We start from the raw sequence: 18,189 nt of genomic DNA on the forward strand, positions 1-18,189 counted from the left end.
CAGAGACCGAAGAGTCATGCCGGATGTGACAGCCCCGGCGCGTCACGGTCCCCGCTCCGCCCCGGCCGTACGGCGCCCCGGGCCCGCGGTGCCGTACGACCTGCGCGTGTTCCTCACTCCGGGAACGTTGTCACCGGCACGCCGGAACGCCAAAGCCAAAGCGACATGGGTTCGCTGACCGGATCCGAGGAGATCGGCCAGCGCGGAGCGCTAGCGTGCATCGCTGGTAGGCGTACGCAACTCTGCGAGAAGCCGATGCGCGTACTCGTCCTCAGGTCCCAGGTTCTCAACCGCTCGACGGGCTTCCTGTGGCCGACCTGCCCCGTACAGCCACCTCACAAGGTGATACAGGGCTCCGCGGTCGCCGTCACCTGCACGGTTGCGCAGCTCCGTCTCCATGCCACGCTCGTAAAGCGCCCTGTTGAGTCTCCGACATGCGTGGACATCTGTGACCGCGAGTTCGGTGAGTTGATCAAACCGCTCCGCACGGACGAGCAGATCCATGTGCCACAGGTGATTGCCGTGCGCGTTGTAGTCGGCGGAGTAGCACTCGGCACGAGCGCTCACCAGCGAGATAGCGGTATCCCAGTTGCCCGTCTCTTCTGCTGCCTGTGCCTGCTCGTACCACTCCACAGGTCGAGTATCGCTCAACGCTTCCCACGACAACGCTGAGGAACCGTCGCCAGCGAGCTGGTGCCCGCCTGCGGGATGGGGCGGTGACGCCCTGGGCGCCGGGGGCGCGTCGGACGACTTCGAGGTCGATGCCGAGGCGGGCGGCGCGGTCGACGACGAGCGGCCCCCCTTCCTCACGAACCGTCATCAGAATTGACAGGAACGGGCCCAACAAATCCGATGGCTCCGACGGTCTTCCGGCGACAAGACTGCACCGGTGAACACCCTGCCACCGCCGCCCGACCCGCCCTCCCTGCCGGTACGGGACCCGCGCGCCCGTGACCTCGTTCTCGACTATGCGGACATGCACGCCCTGGTCGCCGACCTGCTCCTGCCCGGCGAAGCGTCGATGTACGTCATGAGCGCGCTGGAAACCTCCCGCGAGCTCATCCGGCACTCCTACTACCGGTACGAGTTCGCCACCGTCGCCGTCACGCATTCCCTGTTCGCCCTGGAGCACGTCCTCGCCGAGCGTCTGGCCATGAAGGAACCGCTCCACGTCCTCATCGAGCGGGCCGCTGACGCCGGGCTCGTCACGGCCGGACTCGCCGCCGAACTCGACCGCAGCCGACTGCTGCGCGACAAGCTCGCGCAGGGCGCCGAGTCAAGTGCCGCCCTCCACCCGCTCCGGGCCGTTGCGATGGTGCGTGCCGTCTTCTACGCCGTCTCCCTGTTCCTTCGTCCACCGTCCACGGCAGGGGCGACAGCCGCCGACGTGGGCGGAGCACAGCCCGACGGCAGCCTCGCCCGGCTGTGGGAGGACCACCTGCACGCGCCGTTCCCCGACGGCTTCCGCGGCGCGGACTTCGACGGCGTAGACCTGGTCCTCCTGGACGCCGACGTCGCCGGCCTCGTGCAGAGGGAGCTGAAGGACGGACTCGACGACAGCGGCATCGCCTACCTCTGGGGCTGCATCGCCGACCTCGACAAGATCGTTCCCCTGATCAACGAGGAGTACTGCGCCTCCTACTTCACGAGACTTCGAACCGTGGCCCAGGTCGCAGCAGCGCCCTACGTACCCGCCGCGACCTGACCACCCGGGTTGAAACGGACTCGGGGTCTCCCGCGACCTCGTCAGGGTCTGGCTCTGTCGCGTTCGTTGATGGTCTCGGGTCGTCTGACGGCTTTGCCCACGGCGTAGCGGGTGGCGGATCACCACCGCCGGGCAGGAGGTCGGCTTCCAGGCTGATCAGGGTGCCCTCGGTCAGGGAAGCTCGCCGTCGTGGTCGATCCAGGCCGAGCGAGTGGTCGGGCGGGAACGGATCCGGTCCCCAGGTCTCCGGCTCGGTGAAGCGGAACTCCTTTCCGTGCTTCGGGGACGCCCGACCTGGGGCGGATGCTCGGATCTCTCCCGCACCACTGACCGCCGGCAAGGTCTTCGGCCACGCGGCGGACCTGGACGACCGTGACCTCGGTGACGTCGTCCTCGGGCCCGAGCCGCTTCCGGCCGTGGCCAGTTGCTCATTCCCACCGCCAGGACGAGCCGGTGGTCAGCGTCCTCCGGCTGCGGCAGCGCGGCCAGCGTCCGCCGCAGCCGGTCCGTGTCGATGCGGCCCTCGTTCAACGCCGCCTACAGGGCGCCGTGCCCGCGCCGGTGCTCAGCCACGAGCGTCAGATCCACGGGCGTGGTCACCGGCCCGTCCGCTCACGACACCGCGTCCGCGACCTCGAACAAGCCATCGCGGCGCCTGGTCAGCCATGCGTAGGCGTCGTCCCGGACCTGACCAGTACGAAGGCCGTGGAGGAACGAGCAGCCGCGTGATCTCGGCTAGCGGTTCACTTGCCCTTCTCGGTGATCATGTCGATCAGGCCGTGGGTCGTGTTGTCGCCCGAGAAGATTTCGGAGAGCTCGACGCCTTCGAAGGTGGGGGGCTGCGCGCTGCGGAGGAACATGGCCTCCTCGTACGCGGTGAGTGCGGTCTCGATGTCGTCGGGGTGCGCGGCAATGGCTTGGCCGAGTTCGGCGCCGTCGAGGAGGGCCAGGTTGGCGCCTTCGCCGTTCGGGGGCGCGAGGTGGGCGGCGTCGCCGAGCAGGGTGACCCCCGGCACCCGGTCCCACCGGTGCCCGGTCGGCAGGGTGTAGTGGGGGCGGAGGACCGGCGCCGTGTCGCCGTCGGTGATCAGGGCGGTGAGTTCCGGTGCCCAGCCGTCGAACTCCCGCGCGATCCGCGCGGTGGCCGCGGCGGCATCGGTGAAATCGATCGCGTCGAACCAGTCCTGCGGCTCGGCCAGCGCCACGTAGGTGTGCAGGGTGTCGCCGCTTTCCCGGTGAGCGAAGATCTCCCTGCCCGGCGCGGGCGCGATCAGCATCCCGCCGCCGACCGCCTTCGCGGCGGCGGGGTGGCGGGTGTCGGCGTCGAACAGGTACGTCTCGACGAACGACGTGCCGGCGTACTCGGGTGTGGCGGTGGAGAGCAGCGGCCGGACCCGTGACCACGCGCCGTCCGCACCGACCAGCAGGCTGGTGGAGACGGTGCCGCCGTCGGCGAACGTCACCTCGTGGCGGCCCTCGCCGAGGGTCCGGGTACTGCTGACCTTGCGCCCCCACCGGACGGTGCCGGCAGGGAGCGAGTCGAGCAGGATCCGGCGCAGTTCACTGCGCTGCACCTCGGGGCGTCCACCCGTGCCGTCGTCGGCCTTGTCGAGCAGGACGGTCCCGTCCCGGTCGAGGACCCGCATCGCCTGGCGGCCCTCGAGGACTATGGCGTGGAACTCGTCCATCAGGCCGGCCGCCTCGAGCGCGAGCTGCCCGTTGTAGTCGTGGATGTCGAGCATCCCGCCCTGCGCGCGCGCCGACGGGGAGGACTCCGCCTCGTAGATCGTGACCGGGATGCCACGGACGTGAAGGACGCGGGCCAGCGTGAGTCCGCCGAGTCCCGCGCCGATGATCGTGACGGGCGTGTGCATGATGGCTCCTTCGGGATCGGGCCGCCCGGTGAGCTCCGGGTGGCCGTCTCACAAAAGGTGCCGGGCCCCGCCGACGAGCCGCCGACATCGCACCGACAGCCTCCGACAACCCCCGACAGATGCCTGACACCGCCTCCGCCGCCCGATCACCGGGATCAAAGCCCGGTCCGACAGGAGGACGCCTGCCGCACGATCTGACGCGTGTGTTCCACGGGCCCCCGAGTGGGCCGAAGGGCGGCGCGAACGGTGGCCGTGGTCCGCAGCACACCGCTCCGGAATCACCGCCCTCAAGGGTCCGCCGGTGACCACGGTGGCGGGCGGGAGGCCGACTCGGAACAGAGACCCGGTCTTGCCACTGCCAGGGGTTCACGAGCAGGCACTCGGCTGAGGCGTCACGGGTTCGCCGCGTCGGTACGACGCGACTGCGCAGACCATCCCTTATCTTGCCTTTTGTCGGGCAGGCTGGTGCGCGCCAGGAGCGTCAGCGCGCCGTCGGCTCGGCCGGCCCTCGACAGGCAGGAGAAAGTCATGGCGGAGAGCCCCGAGGTGTCCGACAGCCCCGCGCAGCCACCTCCGCGCGACTGCGTCAACGAGCCGGTCGCCGGGATCGTGGCCGAGTTCGTGGGCGAGCGGATGGGGGACCGCGTCGCCCAGGGGCAGGACCCCCTCCTGCGCCCGGTCTTCGCCAAGTTCCACGGTGCGGCCCGCGGCGTGCTGACGGTCGCCCCCGATCTGCCGCCCGAGCTCCGCACCGGTTTCCTCGAAGCCGCGGCGCACCAGGGCGGGCTGACCGCCTGGGTGCGCATCTCCAGCGACACCCAACCGGAGCGGCCGGATCTGCGCAGGACCGTCGGGTGGGGCATCAAGCTGTTCGGCGTGCCGGGGCCGAAGCTGCTGCAGGACGACGCCCGGGCCGACACCCAGGATCTCGTGCTGCAGAACCACGACGTCTTCTTCGTCGACACGGCCCGGGACATGTGCGAGTTCCAGCTGGACCCGGCGGCGTACCAGCAGCAACACCCCCTCACCCGGCAGATCCTCACGGACATGCGCAAGCCCGTCGAGAGCACGCTCACGTCGACGTACTGGGGCGTGTTGCCGTACTCGTTCGGGCCGGACCGGCACGTGAAGTACAAGCTCGTCCCGGCCGGCTGCGCGGACGGTGACCCCGGGGCGACGCCGCCGGACGAGGACCCCTCCTTCCTGCGCGGGGACCTGCGCCACCGCCTGGCCGCCGGCCCGGCCGCCTTCGACCTGCTGCTCCAGTTCCGAACGCACCCGGACCGGATGCCGCTGGACCGGGCCACCGTGCGCTGGGAGGAGGGCGAGAGCACGCCCGTGAAGGTGGCGAGGCTGACTCTGCACCAGCAGGACACGACCGCGCGGGGGCAGGAGGAGTACGGGGACAACCTCGCCTTCAACCCCTGGCACAGCCTGTCCGAGCACCGGCCCGTCGGCAGCATCGCGGAGGCCCGCGGGGTCGTCTACCACGCGGCGGCGGCCCGGCGGCGCGACGCCAACGGCATTCCGGCCGCGGAACCCGGTCCCGCGCGGCCGGCGGCCACCGAACCGCACGGACGCGACACCCGGATCGTACGGGCCGCCGTGCACCCGGCGATCGGGGTGGCCCGGGTCGGCGACAGCGCGGAGGGGTTCTTCCTCGCGCCGGAGCTCGACGGCGCTCCCCCACCGGCCACCGGCACGTACAAGGACGCGAGCGGTGCGCTCAAGCGGCAGGCCGTCCGGTTCCGGGTGTACGGCTACAACGCCGCCGGTGAGGCGGTGGCCGAGCTGACGGCGGACAACGCCGACCTGCGCTGGACCGTGGAGGTGGCCAACAAGAAGGCCGCCTGGTACCAGTTCCAGCTGGCCCTGGACATCCCCGAGGCGGCACAGGCCCCCGCGACCACGCTGCGCAACCTCACCACGGTGCCCGCCGGGGAGCGCCACCGGCTGGCCATCACCCCCGGGCGCCGCTCGATCCGGGGCCGCGACCGTGCGGGGAAGCCCGAGTACGCCTTCGACTCGGGCACCTTCCTGGGGCATCCCGTCTACCTGGGCGAGCTGCGCACCGATGGCGCCGGCCGCCTGCTCTTCCTCGGCGGACGCGGGGTGTCCGCCTCGTACCCGGCCGCCCAGGCGACACACTTCGCCAACAACGACGGCTGGCACGACGACACCTGCGACGGCCCGGTCACCGCGCAGGTCCGCATCGACGGCAGGGACGTCCCGGTCGATCCGGCCTGGGTGGTGGTCGCTCCCCCGAACTTCGCGCCGGAGCTGAAGTCGGTGCGCACGATGTACGACCTGATGTGCGACACCTTCGTGGCCGCGGGCATGCTGGTACCCCCGGAGCGGGTCTCGTTCACCCACGACGTGCTGCCGGTGCTGCGCCGCCTGTGCGAGCTGCAGTGGGTCAACCGCGGCATCGCGGCCCTCTTCGGTCATGGTGGGCGCGAGCACTTCCTGGCCCCCGAGCGACTGGCGGAGCTGGCCGGCCACGGCACCCGGCGCGACGAACTGCGCCGGCAGATCTGGGCGATGATGCGGGATCCCGACCGCGACGGGCTCTCCCCCGTGCCCTGGCCACCGATCTACGGCGACTCGATGAGCGTACGACCGGTCTCCGCGCGGCAGCACCTGGCGCTCTCCCCGCTGCAGTACGACATGCTGGCCCGCTGGGCCGCCGGGGACTTCGACGCCGACTACGATCCCGGGGCCACGCCGCCCACGTTGCTCGACGGCCTACCGCTCGCCCAGCGCCCGGCGGCCCTCGACCGGGCCGCCCTGTCGTACTGCCTGGCCGACGCCTTCCACCCCGGCTGTGAGCTCACCTGGCCGATGCGTCACGCCACCTTGTACTCCGCGCCCTTCCGCGTGCGCCACCGCGACCCCTCCCGGCCCGAAACCGACTACGGCTCCACGCTCACCCCGCAGACGGCGCTCGCCGTCGACGGTCCGGTGTACGCCCAGGAGCCGGGCGGTCTGACCCGCTGGATGGCCGTCCCCTGGCAGACCGACACCGCCCGCTGCCGCTCCGGGTACTACCTGGGCTTCGGGCCGCGGTACGACCCGTACCTGCCCACCTTCTGGCCGGCACGGGTGCCCAACCACGTGTTGACGGAGGAGAACTACCGGACCGCCATCGACCCCGCCGCCGCCCCCGAGGACCGTCGCACCGCCTTCGAGGACAGGGCGGTGTGGGACAGGTGGCTGCCGTCCGACCGCATCGCCCAGATGAACGCCATGGTCAAGGACTTCGGCAAGCTCGGCATCGTCGCGCGGCGGGCGAACCCCGCCACCGGTAGCGGCTCCGGTGACGGCTCCGGTGCAGACTCCAACTCCCCCTCCAGTGACGTGGTGAGCCTCCCGGCAACCATGCTGGTGGAGTCCGAAGTGAGCTTCCATCCCGAACACGCTCCGCCCCCGTTGCGGAACCTGGTGTGCCTGCACGTGCCCGAGGCCGCCGATCCCGCGGTGCGGGAGGAAGCGGTGGCCGCCGCGATCGCCGCGGCCGGCCGACCCGACGGGGAGGTGCTGGCGGGGTACTTCGAGAAGGTCGCCCGCTTCCCGGAGACGCCGTGACCGCTCGGACCGGCCCGGTTCCCCTCGCCGGGCGATTCGAGGCCGTCGTGGCGGGGGGCGGCCCGGCCGGGGCCGTCGCCGCTCTGGTCCTGGCCCGGGCCGGCCGACACGTCCTGCTGGTGGACGGGGGCCCGCCGGGCGCGGCCTCCGCCGCCTTCACGATCGGAGAGACCCTGCCGCCCGCGGCCCGGCCCCTCCTGCACGACCTGGGGCTCTCGGCCGCCTTCGCCTCCGACGCGCACCTGGGCTGCCCGGGTACCGACGCGTCCTGGGGATCGGCGCAGTTGCACGGCCACAGCCACCTGTTCGACCCGCACGGCCACGGCTGGCACCTCGACCGTGCCCGTTTCGATGCCTTCCTGCGCGAGGCCGCGGTGGCCGCGGGCGCGCTGATCCGGCGTGCCGTCGTGATCGGCCACCGCAGCGCGGCCGGGGAGCAGCACCTGCTGGTGCGGGAGCGGGACGGCACCGTACGGGAGGTGTGCTCCGACTGGGTCGTGGACGCGACCGGCCGCCGTGCCCTCATCGGCCGCCGTCTGGCCGTGCGCCGCCGGCAGGATCGTCTCGTGGCCGCGTTCACGCTGCTCGGCGCGCGCGGGGCGGACGGCCACCCCGGGGACCTGGAGCTGCGCACCCTCGTCGAGGCGGTGCCCGACGGCTGGTGGTACACCGCGAGGGTCCCCGCCGGGCGGGTGGTTGCCCACCTCACCGACGCCGACCTCGCCCCTGCCCGGCTGCGCACCGCGGACGGATTCCGGTACGCGGCGGCGCGCACCCGTCACGTACGGGACCGGCTGAGCGGCTACGACCCGGCCGGCTCCCCCGCGCCGCACTGGACGGCCGCCCACGGACTGCGGCTGTCCCCGCCGGCCGGCCCCGGATGGGTCGCCGCCGGGGACGCCGCGATCGCCTTCGACCCCCTGTCCTCCCAGGGCATCCTCACGGCCCTGCACACCGGGGGCCGCGCCGGCCGGACCGTCGACCGGTGCCTGGCCGGCGACTCGGGCGCCCTCGCGTCCTACGCCTCGTTCCTGGACGGCATCGCGGACGCCTACCACCACCATCACGCACGGTCCTACGCCGAGGAGCGACGGTGGCCGGCACACCCGTTCTGGCGCCGCCGGAACGGGCGGCCGCACTGACCCGGAGAGCCAGCGGCCGCGCCTCGGCCGTCCGGCGAATCGACCTGCTGCGCAGATCGACGTGATCGTTCAGCGGAAACGGAGCCCTGCTGTCTGCGGCAGGGATGACACCATGCGGTGTCATGGCAGATGACAGCACCAGTGCGTTTCAGGCGGGCCAGACCGGGCTCATCGTCCGGATCCCGGAGGCGGAGCCTTCCGTCCGCAGGTGGCGTGAACGGCTCGACCCCTCGGCCCGGGCCGGGGTTCCAGCCCACGTCACCGTGCTCTTCCCGTTCCTCGACGAGAGCCGCACGGACGTGCTCGTCCACTCCGCCCTTGCGGACGTGCTGGGCCGGCAACCCGCCTTTGACCTGCGGTTCGAGAGGTGTGGGCGGCTTCCGGAAGTGCTGTACCTCGTCCCCGAGCCGGACACGCCGTTGCGTCGGCTCACGGAGGCGATCGTCGAGCGTTGGCCCGAGGCTCCTCCGTATGGCGGCCGATTCGCCGAGGTCGTGCCGCACCTGACCATCGCTCAAGGCCAGGAAGACATCCTCCTGGAGGAGATCTTGACCGACCTCGCAGACGGGCTCCCGTTCACCTCGCACGTCTCCTCGGTCGAACTCATGGTGCACGACGGGACGAAGTGGCAGGAACGGGCGTCGTTCGCGCTGGGAGAACGACGCCGGCCATGACGCCGGCCATGAGGCCCGGTGGAGCCGCCTGAGATCCGGTCCTCGCGCGGAGGCGGTGTCGGACGGCGGGGCGAGCGCCCGGCACGGCCGAAACCGCCTACGGCCGCTCGAAGAGCTGTAGCACCCCGCCGAACGAGAAGCACAGCGCACCGGTCAGCGTCCCCCAGTTGGCGATGTCGACGTTGACCAGGCTTCCGGTCGCGGGGCGGGTGAAGGCCGCCAGCGCCGAGACCATGAAGAGGACCGAACCGAGCTGGTTCACCGCCACGACCCACCACCCGAGACTGCGGGAGCGGATGCACGGCCAGGGCCGATGGCAGATCTCGGCGAAGGCGAGGTGCCCCGAGACGAGGAACAGCACGCACCCGATGACGTCAGGAGTCCAGATCAGCCGATTGACCTGCCGGACGGTGAGACCTTCCAGGAAGGAGTCCAGCAGGTTGACGCCGAACACGAGCGTTCCGGTGAACAGGACGAACGTACTCAGCCAGTCCAGCCGCATCGGCTCGTAGCCCCACCACCGCCAGCCGGCGGTGACCTGGAAACCGCCACCCGGGGCGTGCCGGGGCGCGTTCAGTACCTGCAGGATCGAGACGTAGCCCCCGGTGTTGAAGAACAGGCCCCCGACGAGGTACACCCACGCGCTGACCAGCGGATCGCCGGAACCGAACTGCGAAACCGCGGCGCCGACGGCGAACAACGCCCCGCCGATGACGAACGCGCCGGAAGCCACGACGTTGAGCCTGCGCAGACGGCGCAACGCCCCGGGATCGGCGGTCGAGACACGGCCGGCCGTGTCTCCCGGGCCCCGGACCGACAGCGTGCCGCGCTTGCGCGCCAGCCGCGAATCCCAGACCACCGTGTCCCCCTCGGGACGCCGCCAGGTACGCCGGGTGATGAACGGTCCTGCGCCTTCGACGCTCTCCAGAGGCTGTCCCACGATCTGAGATTAATGCGGAGGGCGACACCCGACCGTCAGCGAAACGAACCCGCATCGATCGCCCGGCCGGACGAGAACCGTGCGTCCCGTCCCCGTGCCGTGACCCGGTTGGCGGAGTCCCGGGAGCCGGATCCGTGGTGGACGCGCACAGTGGGTGCTCAGGGCGATGCGACCGACCGGAACGGAAGTGCGGCGAATGGCCTCGGGCACACACGTACATCTCGTACGAGTCGGACTCGGGCGGATGGACACCGGTCCCGTACGTCGTGCCAGTGCCATGGAGCGCTCCGGCGCCGACGCGTGAGGATGCCCGCCATGACCCAGCCCGCCCAGCCCACGCAGTCCGCGCAGCCCACGCAGTCCGCGCACTCCCCCGAGTCGAGCCCGGCCGACCACGTCATCGTCCTCTTCGGTGCTACGGGAGACCTGGCCCGGCGCAAGCTGCTGCCCGGCCTGTTCCATCTCGCCAAGGCGGGGCTGATGCCGCGGCACTACCGCATCGTCGGCTCGGCCCCGGCGGCCGTGGCCCTGAGCGACCAGGATTTCCGTGCCCACGCACGGCAGGCCGTGGCGGAGTTCGGACGCTCGCGCCCCGAGGGTCCCGTATGGCAGGAGTTCGAGTCCGCCCTGTCCTTCGGGGCGGCCGACCCGCAGGCCCCGGAGCCGTTGGTGGCGGCGGTGCGCGCGGCCGAGCAGGCCGTCGGCGGCACACCGCGACGCCTCTTCCACCTGGCCGTCCCGCCCGTCGCGTTCACCTCGATGGTCGAACTCCTCGGCGCCACGGGCCTCGCCCAGGACGCCCGCGTCATCGTCGAGAAGCCCTTCGGGACCGACCTCGCGTCCGCCCGCGCGCTCAACGGGGCGATCCACGCCGTGTTCGACGAGTCCCGCGTGTTCCGCATCGACCACTTCCTCGGCAAGGAGGCGGTGGACAACATCCTCGCCCTCCGGTTCGCCAACGGCCTCTTCGAACCCCTCTGGAACCGCGAGCACATCAGCCACGTGCAGATCGACGTGCCCGAACAGATCGACATCCAGGGCCGTGCGCACTTCTTCGAGGGCACCGGAACCTTCCGCGACATGATCGTCACCCATCTCTTCCAGCTGCTCGGGTTCGTCGCGATGGAACCACCGGTCGTACTCGACGCACAGTCGCTCCGGGACGAACAGGTCAAGGTCTTCCGCAGCCTGCGGCCGCTGGATCCCGCGCACGTCGTCCGCGGACAGTACACGGGCTACCGCGCCGAGCCCGGGGTCGATCCGGCCTCTGACACGGAGACCTTCGCCGCCCTGCGCGTCGAGATCGACAACTGGCGCTGGGCCGGTGTCCCCTTCCTCCTGCGCTCGGGCAAGGCACTCGCCGAGGGCCGGCACGTCGTCACCCTCGGGCTGCGCGAGCCCGTCCTCGGCATGTTCCCCCTGAACGCGCGTGCGGCCGTCGACGGCCGGGGCAACGAAATCGTCATCGACTTCGCCGATCCCGGCTCCATCAGCGCCCGGTTCCTCGTCAAGGAGCCCGGCCCCGCCATGCGGTTGGCGGAGGCGGACATGGTCTTCGGCTACCGGAGCTCCTTCACCGCCGACAACTCCCTGGAGGGCTACGAGCACCTCCTCCTGGAGGCCATGCTCGGCGACCAGTCCTTCTTCACCCGCTCCGACGGCATCGAACGCCTGTGGGAGGTCTCCGCCCCGCTGCTGGATGCGCCCCCACCGGTTCAGCCGTACGCCCCCGGAACCTGGGGGCCCGACAGCATCGACGCGCTCGTGGCCCCGCACCGCTGGCACCTTCCCGACCGACGCTGATGCGAGGGTTCCGGGCGAGGAAGCGGTGCATCCGCAGCCGGCCGCGCACCGAGGCGTACGCCGTGCGGGACGAACCGGCCCGTGGTCAGAGGGGCGGGAGCCGCCTGTGGAGGAGGCAGAACTCGTTGCCCTCCGGGTCGGCGAGGACGTACCAGTTCTCGGTGCCGGTCTGGCCGACGTCGGCGGGCCTGGCGCCGAGGGCGAGGAGCCGCTCGAGCTCGGTGTCCTGGTCGCGGTCGGTGGGGTTGACGTCGATGTGCAGTCGGAGCTTCCCGGTCCGCGGGGCGCTGCTGGGGCTGAGGACGAGGGTGGGCTGCGGGCCGCCGAAGCCGGCGCCGGGCGGCCCGATCTCGATGCTTCCGTCGTCCTCCCGGCCGAGTTCGACGTAGCCGAGGACCTCGCTCCAGAAGGCGGCGAGTCGGTCGGGGTCGGCGGCGTCGATGACCAGCTCACTGATGCGGCATGCCATGCCCGTCAGTGTACGGAGCGAACCCGGGAGCCGGCCGTGGGCCGCGCCCTCGGCTGCGTGGGCTCCGGGCGAGGAGTTGCCGGGCGTCCTCGCCCCGCAGCCGGAACATCACGGCGCGGGGCGAGGATCGGGATCGGGACCGCTCCTACGAAGCGGACGGGGCGGCGGGGTGGAAGTTGACGCGCTCGCGGACCACGGGGAAGCCGGCCTTGGCGAAGTTGGCCGCCATGGGGAAGTTGCCCCGGTCCGTGGCTCCGGTCACGGCCTCGGCGCCGTGCTCCACCAGGAAGTGGGTGCACTCCGCGAGGAGGTCGTAGGCGTAGCCGCGGCCGCGGTGTTCCGGGAGGACGCCGATGAAGCCGATGGTCGGCCCGGAGGGGTTGTGTGCCGGGATGTGGATGCCGGCCAGGTCGCCGTCAGGCGTGCGGGCGACCTGCCACCACTCCCGCGGGGACGGGCACCAGTGGAAGAAGTCGAGCTCCTCCTGCGCAGCCTGGTCGAGGCCGCCCTCCGCAATGGCCTTCAGCGCGTGGGCGTCCAGGGTGGCCGCGTGGATGCGGCGCAGCGCGTCGAAGAAGACCGCGTCGTCGGGTTCGGCGCCGAAGACGAGGCGGCCGGGCCGTTCGGGGAGTCCGCGCTCCGGGGTCCAGCGGTAGAGGAAGCGTTCCACCAGGAGCTCGTAGCCGGCGGCCCGGGCCGCGGCGAAGCGCGTCTCGGTGGCGGCGGTCAGGTCGGGGTGGTCGCGCCAGTCGCCGGGGAGGTTGATTTCGAGCTCGACCTGCCAGGGGGCGGAGCGCAGGAGTTCGGCTCCCGCCTCCACCTCGCCCTCGGCGACGTCGAACCAGTTGACGTTGACGGGTTCCGTGTCATCGGCGCCGCCCCACCAGGCGCCACGGGCGACGACCGTACCGTCGCGCAGGGCCACCCGCTTCCAGTCGGGGCGGTGCGTGGTGCGCTCGTGGGCGGCGCGGGCGTTCAGTGGATCGGGGTGTGCGTCGAACAGCTGGGCGTCGCTCTCGTCGAGCGCGCGGATGACCAGATCGGTCATGGATTCCTCCGGGACGTGTACTGCGTGGTGCGCTCCCGGCCTCGGATCAGACGAACCACATCGGGGTAACGAGGAGGGAGCGCTGGATGGTTGAGAACTGCACGGCACTCGCCTCCTTCCGTTCGTCTCGCGCGACGTGGTCCGAACTCGGACGATACTTGATCACCGAGGGTGCGTCCACGCACTATTTTGAGCCAGCCCGAGAGGCTCCCCGGGCGGAGCGGGCAGAGGGCGGCAGAGCACCGCTCAGCGGCACCGCTCCTCCGTGCATCCCCCTGAGAAACGACCGATGAGGTGGGCAGTGGATTTCACCGTTACGCCAGAGGATCTGGTCGATGCGTACGGCCTGCACCGCATCACCTACTTTCCTCATCAGTGCACCGCAGCTGTCGACACCCGTACCGCCGACTTCCTCGCCTCGGTCGGGCTTCCCCTGTCGGACGTGTTCACCTGCCGTACGGACGTCGAGGACGCCTCCGGTCCGGAGGTCGACGCGATCACCCTCGGTCGCCGATTCGACCACTACGGTCTCGCGTGCCCCGCGGAGAGCCGGTCGTGGTGGAGCCTCGGGTACCTGTTCACGTCCCTGCTCGCCCTGGACCCGGTATCAGGAACGGTGTACGCGTTCCCGGAAGGCGCCATGGGCTACGTCGCGCTGCATCGGGACGTCGAGTCCCTCGTGTTCGCTCTGATCGAGCTGCGCAAGGTGGAAAACGAGCGTGGCAACGGCGTGGCGCCGGAGGAACGTGCCGCCCGCTTCCGGGAGGTCGTCGGGGCGTTCGACCCGACAGCGTTCACCGACGAGGAGTCCCAGTGGAACCTCGCCCTGGAAGAGTTCGAACACGGGATCTGGTGAAGTGTCGGTGGGTGTGGCTTTCGGGCGACGCCGCACGGGGATCGTGCAGCCCTGCACCTGCGCGGCGGTCCGCGGCGGTCCGCGGCGGAGGATCCATCACCATCCCGACCGCGCCCCGACGGACTTCCGCGGAACGGTCGCGCGCCGTGTGAGGATCACGGGGTTGATGCCGACCGTGAGGAGGGGCGCATGGCCGCTGTGGTGCTCGTTCACGGCCTGTATCACCGTCCTGAGCACTTTGCCGAAGTGGCAGAGCGTTTGCGGGCTTCCGGAACCGAGGTTGCGGTTCCCGAGCTCCACCGGGGTTCGTTGCTCGCCGATACCGCCGCTGTGCAGGCCGCCGTCGACGCGCTGCGGGAGCCCGCGATCCTGCTCGGCCACTCCTACGGCGGTTCGGTGATCACCGGGGTGAGCGGAGCAGGGCACCTGGTGTACCTCGCGGCCTTCGTGCCGGATGCCGGTGAGAGCGCGGCCGGTCTGGGTGGGGCGTCCTCGCTGCTCCAGGAGGCGATCCGGCCCGGGCCCGACGGCTCGACCCGTCTGTGCCCCGATCTGGCTGCCGCCGCCCTCTACGGCGACTGTCCCCCACCGCTCGCCGCCCGGGCGGTCGACCTCCTGCGGACCCAAGCCCCCGGCTGCGGGCGAGGGGTTCCGGAGCGCCAGGGCTGGAAGGACACCCCCTCCACCTACGTGGTCTGCGCACGGGACCGGGCCGTCGACCCGGGCCTCCAGCGGAGGATGGCCTCGCGCTGCACCGACGTGCGCGAGTGGCGGACCGGCCACTCGCCGTTCGTGGGACGGCCCCGGCTCGTCGTCGGACTCCTCCAGGAGCTGCTCGCATCCGCTTTCTGGCGCGGTGAGCGCATTTGAGACCGCGGTGCCGTGAATTCGGATGGCTGACGCGGCGCTGACCTGCAACTATCTGCGGATGCTTATCCTTGCCGACGATCTCGGCCACCTTTCCTACACCGTCACCGGCGACGGTCCGCCCGTGGTGCTCGTGCACGCCGGCGTCGCCGACCACACCATGTGGGACGCGGTCGTGCCCGCCCTCGCGGAGCGGAACACCGTCATCCGGTATGACCTGCGCGGCTTCGGTGAGTCCGCGCCCCCGACCGGGCCGTTCACTGAGACCGATGACCTGTGCCGGCTCCTGGACCACCTCGGCCACGAGAGCGTCCGGCTCGTCGGCGCGTCCTGGGGCGGGCGGGTGGCCGTGAACTTCGCCCTCGCCCACCCCGGCCGGGTCCGGTCGCTGACGCTGCTCGCCCCGCCGTGGCCCGGCTACGACTGGTCGGCGGACATGGTGGCCTACGACGAGGCCGAGACGGCGGCCCTGGCTTCGGGCGACCTGGACGCCGCGGTCCGCGTGAACCTGGACATGTGGCTGCGCGGGCCCGGCCGCGGCTGGGAGGACGTCGCTCCGGGGCTGGCCGAACGGCTCCGCACCCCCGTACGGACGTCGCTGGTGAACCAGGACACGGTCGGTGAACACTCCCGGGGCGGCGCGGCGGGCGACGTCGCGACGATCGCCGTTCCCACACTGGTCGGGATCGGCCTGCTCGACGTCCCCGACTTCCAGGACATCGCCCGCCGGTACGCCGCCGAGATCCCCGGCGCCGCACTGGTCGAGTTCCCCGGTGCGGCCCACCTCATCGCACTCGACGCCCCCGCCGAACTCGTCACGGCGCTCCGGTCGTTCCTCGCCCGCTGACGCGGGGACGCGGACCGGCCGAAATCCAAGTGCCCCCGCGCCCCGGGACGGTGCAGGATCCGACCATGCGCAACAAAGACATCGAGGACAGCAAGGTCGTGGGACGGCTCGCCGAGGCGCTGTCGTCAGGTGCTCTGGTCCGCGTCCACCGGTCGGCGATCCCGGGCGCGGATCGGCTCGACGGTTTCGTCGTGGGCACGAGCGCGGCGTGGACGCTGATCGCCCTGTGCAGTGACGTCCAGCTCGACGGCTGGGCGGCGGTGCGTACCGCGGACGTCACCAAGGTCGGGTGGCGGGGCGGTACGGACTGCCTGACCGTCCGGGCGCTGCGGCGCCGTGGGCGCTGGCCGGCCCGGGCGCCCGAGCCGGGACTCGTCCTGGACGGGTTGGCGGACCTGGCGGAGGGCGCCTCCCGGGCGTTCGGGCTGGTGTCCCTGCACGTCGAGCGGGACGCGCCGGATGCCTGCTGGATCGGCGAGGTGGCCGCCGTACGGCCGAAGTCGTTGCGGCTTCGGGAGGTCGACACCGAGGCGCGGTGGTACCCCCAGCTGTCGAAGTTCCCGTTCGAGGACGTAACCCGGGTGGGCTTCGGCGGGCGGTACGAGCGGACGCTGCTGGAGTTCGCCGGGCCGTACCGCTGACCGCGGGCACCCTCGCGCGCGCCCTCGGTCGCCCTCAGACGCCCTCGGGCCGGCGTGCGGGTGCGGTGATCCGGCGGACGGATTCCACCACCGCCGCACGGTGCTCGGCGAGCCGCTCGGCGGCCCAGCCGGTGCCCGCCGCGTTCGCCGCCGGACCGCCCACCGCGCCGAACCAGGCCTGCGACAGGCCCATGACCAGCGTCAGCACGTCCGCCGCGGGCACCGCGGCATCGATGCGGCCCGCTTCCTGCGCGCGCCGAACCGCCTCGATCTTGCCGTCGTAGGAAGCGGATTCCGCATCCGTGGATCCCGGGCGCTCCAGTTGCTTCCACAGCACGAGGCGCATCAGCGCCGGCCGCTCGACGAGGTGGTCGAAGACCGCCCCCGCGTAGCCGGGCAGGTCCTCCACGTCGAAGGGAACGGACTCCGATCCCGTCGCGAGGGCCCGCTGGAGCACGGCGTCGAAGAGCTGCTCCTTGTTGCCGTAGTAGACGTAGATGAGCCGCTTGTTCGCCTGCGCCGTCTCGGCGATCCGGTCGACGCGCGCACCCGCGATGCCGTACGTCGCGAACTCGGTGAAGGCGGCGTCGAGCAGGCGCGCCTTCGTCGCATTGGAATCCCGTGCCATGGGCCACAGCCTAGCAAGTAACTATCTGGTTATTGACAAGCAGGGCCGCCGCGTCGCAGACTCGAACTATCCAGTTAGTTACTTTCTTGTGAGGAGCACACCATGGAGATCCGCGCACTGGGCGGCCAGGGCCTGGAGGTCGGCGCCGAGGGCCTCGGCCTGATGGGCATGAGCGCCCACTACGGCGCCACCGACGAGACCGAGTCCCTCGCCACCATCGACCGCGCCCTGGAGCTGGGCGTCACCCTCCTCGACACCGCCGAGGGCTACGGCCCCTTCCGCAACGAGCAGCTGCTCGGCAAGGCCCTGGCCGGGCGCCGCGAGGCGGCCGTCGTGGCCACGAAGACCGGGGTCGAGTTCAGCGACGAAGGCGCCTTCCTCGGCCACAACGGGAGCCCCGAGTACATCCACCGCTCGGCCGACCGCTCCCTGCGCCACCTGGGCACCGACCACATCGACCTCTACTACCTGCACCGCGTCGACCCCAACGTGCCGATCGAGGAGAGCGTCGGCGCCCTGGCCGAGCTGGTCGAGGCCGGCAAGGTCCGTCACATCGGGCTGTGCGAGGTCTCCCCCGCCACGATCGCCCGCGCCCACGCGGTGCACCCGCTGACCGCCGTACAGACCGAGTACAGCCTCTTCGAGCGCGGCATCGAACACGACGGCGTACGGGACACCCTCCGCGAACTCGGCATCGGACTCGTCGCCTACTCCCCGCTCGGACGCGGATTCCTCTCCGGCGCCCTCACCAGCCCGGACGACTTCGCCGCCGACGACTTCCGGCGCACCGACCCGCGGTTCCAGGGGGAGAACTTCCACCGCAACCTGGCCGTCGTGGACCAGGTGCGCCGCCTCGCCGCCGAGAAGGGCGTCACCCCCTCGCAGCTCGCCCTGGCCTGGACCCTGCACCAGGGCGCCGTCCCCATCCCGGGCACCAAGCGGCGCCGCTACCTGGAGGAGAACGTCGCCGCCACCGCCGTGACGGTCACCCCGGCGGAGATCGCCGCCATCGACGCCGTGGCGCCGCACGGCGTGGCCTCGGGCGACCGCTACGCACCCGAGCTGATGGCCTCACTGAACGGCTGACCCCGGGCGGGGACCCGGGCGAGG

General features: G+C 71.6%; 16 protein-coding genes and 1 pseudogene. 10 read left to right on the forward strand and 7 right to left on the reverse strand.

The features are described 5' to 3' along the window. Window positions 1-210: 210 nt before the first annotated feature. Window positions 211-633: a hypothetical protein gene (locus tag OG386_RS03375; protein ID WP_328786662.1), complete on the reverse strand. Its 423-nt coding sequence runs from the start codon at window positions 631-633 to the stop codon at window positions 211-213. 256 nt (window positions 634-889) lie between these two features. On the opposite strand from OG386_RS03375, the gene OG386_RS03380 reads away from it, so the two are divergent. Next, window positions 890-1,705, forward strand: a complete 816-nt coding sequence (locus OG386_RS03380; protein WP_328786663.1) for a hypothetical protein — start codon at window positions 890-892, stop codon at window positions 1,703-1,705. A 94-nt stretch (window positions 1,706-1,799) separates the two neighbouring features. Here the strand turns inward: OG386_RS03380 and OG386_RS03385 are convergent. After that, window positions 1,800-2,368: pseudogene (locus tag OG386_RS03385) on the reverse strand (transposase); the annotation flags it as partial. 80 nt (window positions 2,369-2,448) lie between these two features. Continuing rightward, window positions 2,449-3,579 (reverse strand): FAD-dependent oxidoreductase, encoded by a 1,131-nt coding sequence (locus tag OG386_RS03390; protein WP_328786664.1) that lies wholly within the window; start codon window positions 3,577-3,579, stop codon window positions 2,449-2,451. Between the two features lie 528 nt (window positions 3,580-4,107). Between OG386_RS03390 and OG386_RS03395 the strand changes: the two genes are divergently transcribed. From OG386_RS03395 to OG386_RS03405, 3 genes are all read left to right on the forward strand, one after another. Beyond that, entirely contained in the window at window positions 4,108-7,164 is a 3,057-nt protein-coding gene (locus OG386_RS03395; protein ID WP_328786665.1) for a LodA/GoxA family CTQ-dependent oxidase, read from the forward strand. After that, a complete protein-coding gene (locus OG386_RS03400; protein ID WP_328786666.1) occupies window positions 7,161-8,306 on the forward strand; it encodes a tryptophan 7-halogenase in 1,146 nt (381 codons plus the stop codon). Before OG386_RS03395 ends, OG386_RS03400 begins: the two co-directional genes overlap by 4 nt. 122 nt (window positions 8,307-8,428) lie before the next feature. Beyond that, window positions 8,429-8,980 (forward strand): 2'-5' RNA ligase family protein, encoded by a 552-nt coding sequence (locus tag OG386_RS03405; RefSeq protein ID WP_328786667.1) that lies wholly within the window; start codon window positions 8,429-8,431, stop codon window positions 8,978-8,980. 97 nt (window positions 8,981-9,077) lie between these two features. Here the strand turns inward: OG386_RS03405 and OG386_RS03410 are convergent, their stop codons facing one another. Continuing rightward, on the reverse strand, window positions 9,078-9,920 hold the full coding sequence (locus OG386_RS03410; RefSeq protein ID WP_328786668.1) for a hypothetical protein: 843 nt from the start codon (window positions 9,918-9,920) through the stop codon (window positions 9,078-9,080). A gap of 315 nt (window positions 9,921-10,235) precedes the next feature. Here OG386_RS03410 and zwf point away from each other — a divergent pair, with 315 nt between their 5' ends. Beyond that, entirely contained in the window at window positions 10,236-11,723 is a 1,488-nt protein-coding gene (zwf, locus tag OG386_RS03415; protein WP_328786669.1) for a glucose-6-phosphate dehydrogenase, read from the forward strand. A gap of 85 nt (window positions 11,724-11,808) precedes the next feature. On the opposite strand, the gene OG386_RS03420 is transcribed toward zwf, so the two are convergent. Beyond that, entirely contained in the window at window positions 11,809-12,192 is a 384-nt protein-coding gene (locus OG386_RS03420) for a VOC family protein (RefSeq protein WP_327380853.1), read from the reverse strand. A gap of 145 nt (window positions 12,193-12,337) precedes the next feature. Continuing rightward, window positions 12,338-13,240, reverse strand: coding sequence for a GNAT family N-acetyltransferase (locus OG386_RS03425; RefSeq protein ID WP_328786670.1), 903 nt, complete (start codon window positions 13,238-13,240; stop codon window positions 12,338-12,340). Between the two features lie 301 nt (window positions 13,241-13,541). Between OG386_RS03425 and OG386_RS03430 the strand changes: the two genes are divergently transcribed. The 4 genes from OG386_RS03430 (at window position 13,542) to OG386_RS03445 (ending at window position 16,451) form a co-directional block, all read left to right on the forward strand. Further along, window positions 13,542-14,096 (forward strand): SUKH-4 family immunity protein, encoded by a 555-nt coding sequence (locus OG386_RS03430; RefSeq protein WP_328786671.1) that lies wholly within the window; start codon window positions 13,542-13,544, stop codon window positions 14,094-14,096. A gap of 189 nt (window positions 14,097-14,285) precedes the next feature. Further along, the gene (locus OG386_RS03435; protein ID WP_328786672.1) at window positions 14,286-14,966 is read left to right on the forward strand and encodes an alpha/beta fold hydrolase; all 681 of its coding nucleotides are present in this window, start codon (window positions 14,286-14,288) and stop codon (window positions 14,964-14,966) included. 58 nt (window positions 14,967-15,024) lie between these two features. Beyond that, window positions 15,025-15,810 carry an alpha/beta fold hydrolase gene (locus tag OG386_RS03440; protein ID WP_328786673.1) on the forward strand — a complete coding sequence of 262 codons (786 nt, stop codon included), beginning with the start codon at window positions 15,025-15,027 and terminating at the stop codon, window positions 15,808-15,810. 65 nt (window positions 15,811-15,875) lie between these two features. After that, window positions 15,876-16,451: a hypothetical protein gene (locus OG386_RS03445; RefSeq protein WP_328786674.1), complete on the forward strand. Its 576-nt coding sequence runs from the start codon at window positions 15,876-15,878 to the stop codon at window positions 16,449-16,451. Between the two features lie 34 nt (window positions 16,452-16,485). On the opposite strand, the gene OG386_RS03450 is transcribed toward OG386_RS03445, so the two are convergent. After that, window positions 16,486-17,079: a TetR family transcriptional regulator gene (locus OG386_RS03450; RefSeq protein ID WP_328786675.1), complete on the reverse strand. Its 594-nt coding sequence runs from the start codon at window positions 17,077-17,079 to the stop codon at window positions 16,486-16,488. 102 nt (window positions 17,080-17,181) lie between these two features. On the opposite strand from OG386_RS03450, the gene OG386_RS03455 reads away from it, so the two are divergent. Continuing rightward, entirely contained in the window at window positions 17,182-18,165 is a 984-nt protein-coding gene (locus tag OG386_RS03455; protein ID WP_328786676.1) for an aldo/keto reductase, read from the forward strand. The last annotated feature ends 24 nt before the right edge of the window (window positions 18,166-18,189 follow it).

The organism is Streptomyces sp. NBC_00273, from assembly GCF_036178145.1.
Lineage (GTDB): Bacteria > Actinomycetota > Actinomycetes > Streptomycetales > Streptomycetaceae > Streptomyces.

Coding starts and splice junctions, on each gene's coding strand:
- OG386_RS03390 (WP_328786664.1), bottom strand. CDS start 3,579: ATGCACACGCCCGTCACGATCATCGGCGCGGGACTCGGCGGACTCACG.
- OG386_RS03395 (WP_328786665.1), top strand. CDS start 4,108: ATGGCGGAGAGCCCCGAGGTGTCCGACAGCCCCGCGCAGCCACCTCCG.
- OG386_RS03405 (WP_328786667.1), top strand. CDS start 8,429: ATGGCAGATGACAGCACCAGTGCGTTTCAGGCGGGCCAGACCGGGCTC.
- zwf (WP_328786669.1), top strand. CDS start 10,236: ATGACCCAGCCCGCCCAGCCCACGCAGTCCGCGCAGCCCACGCAGTCC.
- OG386_RS03420 (WP_327380853.1), bottom strand. CDS start 12,192: ATGGCATGCCGCATCAGTGAGCTGGTCATCGACGCCGCCGACCCCGAC.
- OG386_RS03425 (WP_328786670.1), bottom strand. CDS start 13,240: ATGACCGATCTGGTCATCCGCGCGCTCGACGAGAGCGACGCCCAGCTG.
- OG386_RS03435 (WP_328786672.1), top strand. CDS start 14,286: ATGGCCGCTGTGGTGCTCGTTCACGGCCTGTATCACCGTCCTGAGCAC.
- OG386_RS03440 (WP_328786673.1), top strand. CDS start 15,025: ATGCTTATCCTTGCCGACGATCTCGGCCACCTTTCCTACACCGTCACC.
- OG386_RS03445 (WP_328786674.1), top strand. CDS start 15,876: ATGCGCAACAAAGACATCGAGGACAGCAAGGTCGTGGGACGGCTCGCC.
- OG386_RS03450 (WP_328786675.1), bottom strand. CDS start 17,079: ATGGCACGGGATTCCAATGCGACGAAGGCGCGCCTGCTCGACGCCGCC.
- OG386_RS03455 (WP_328786676.1), top strand. CDS start 17,182: ATGGAGATCCGCGCACTGGGCGGCCAGGGCCTGGAGGTCGGCGCCGAG.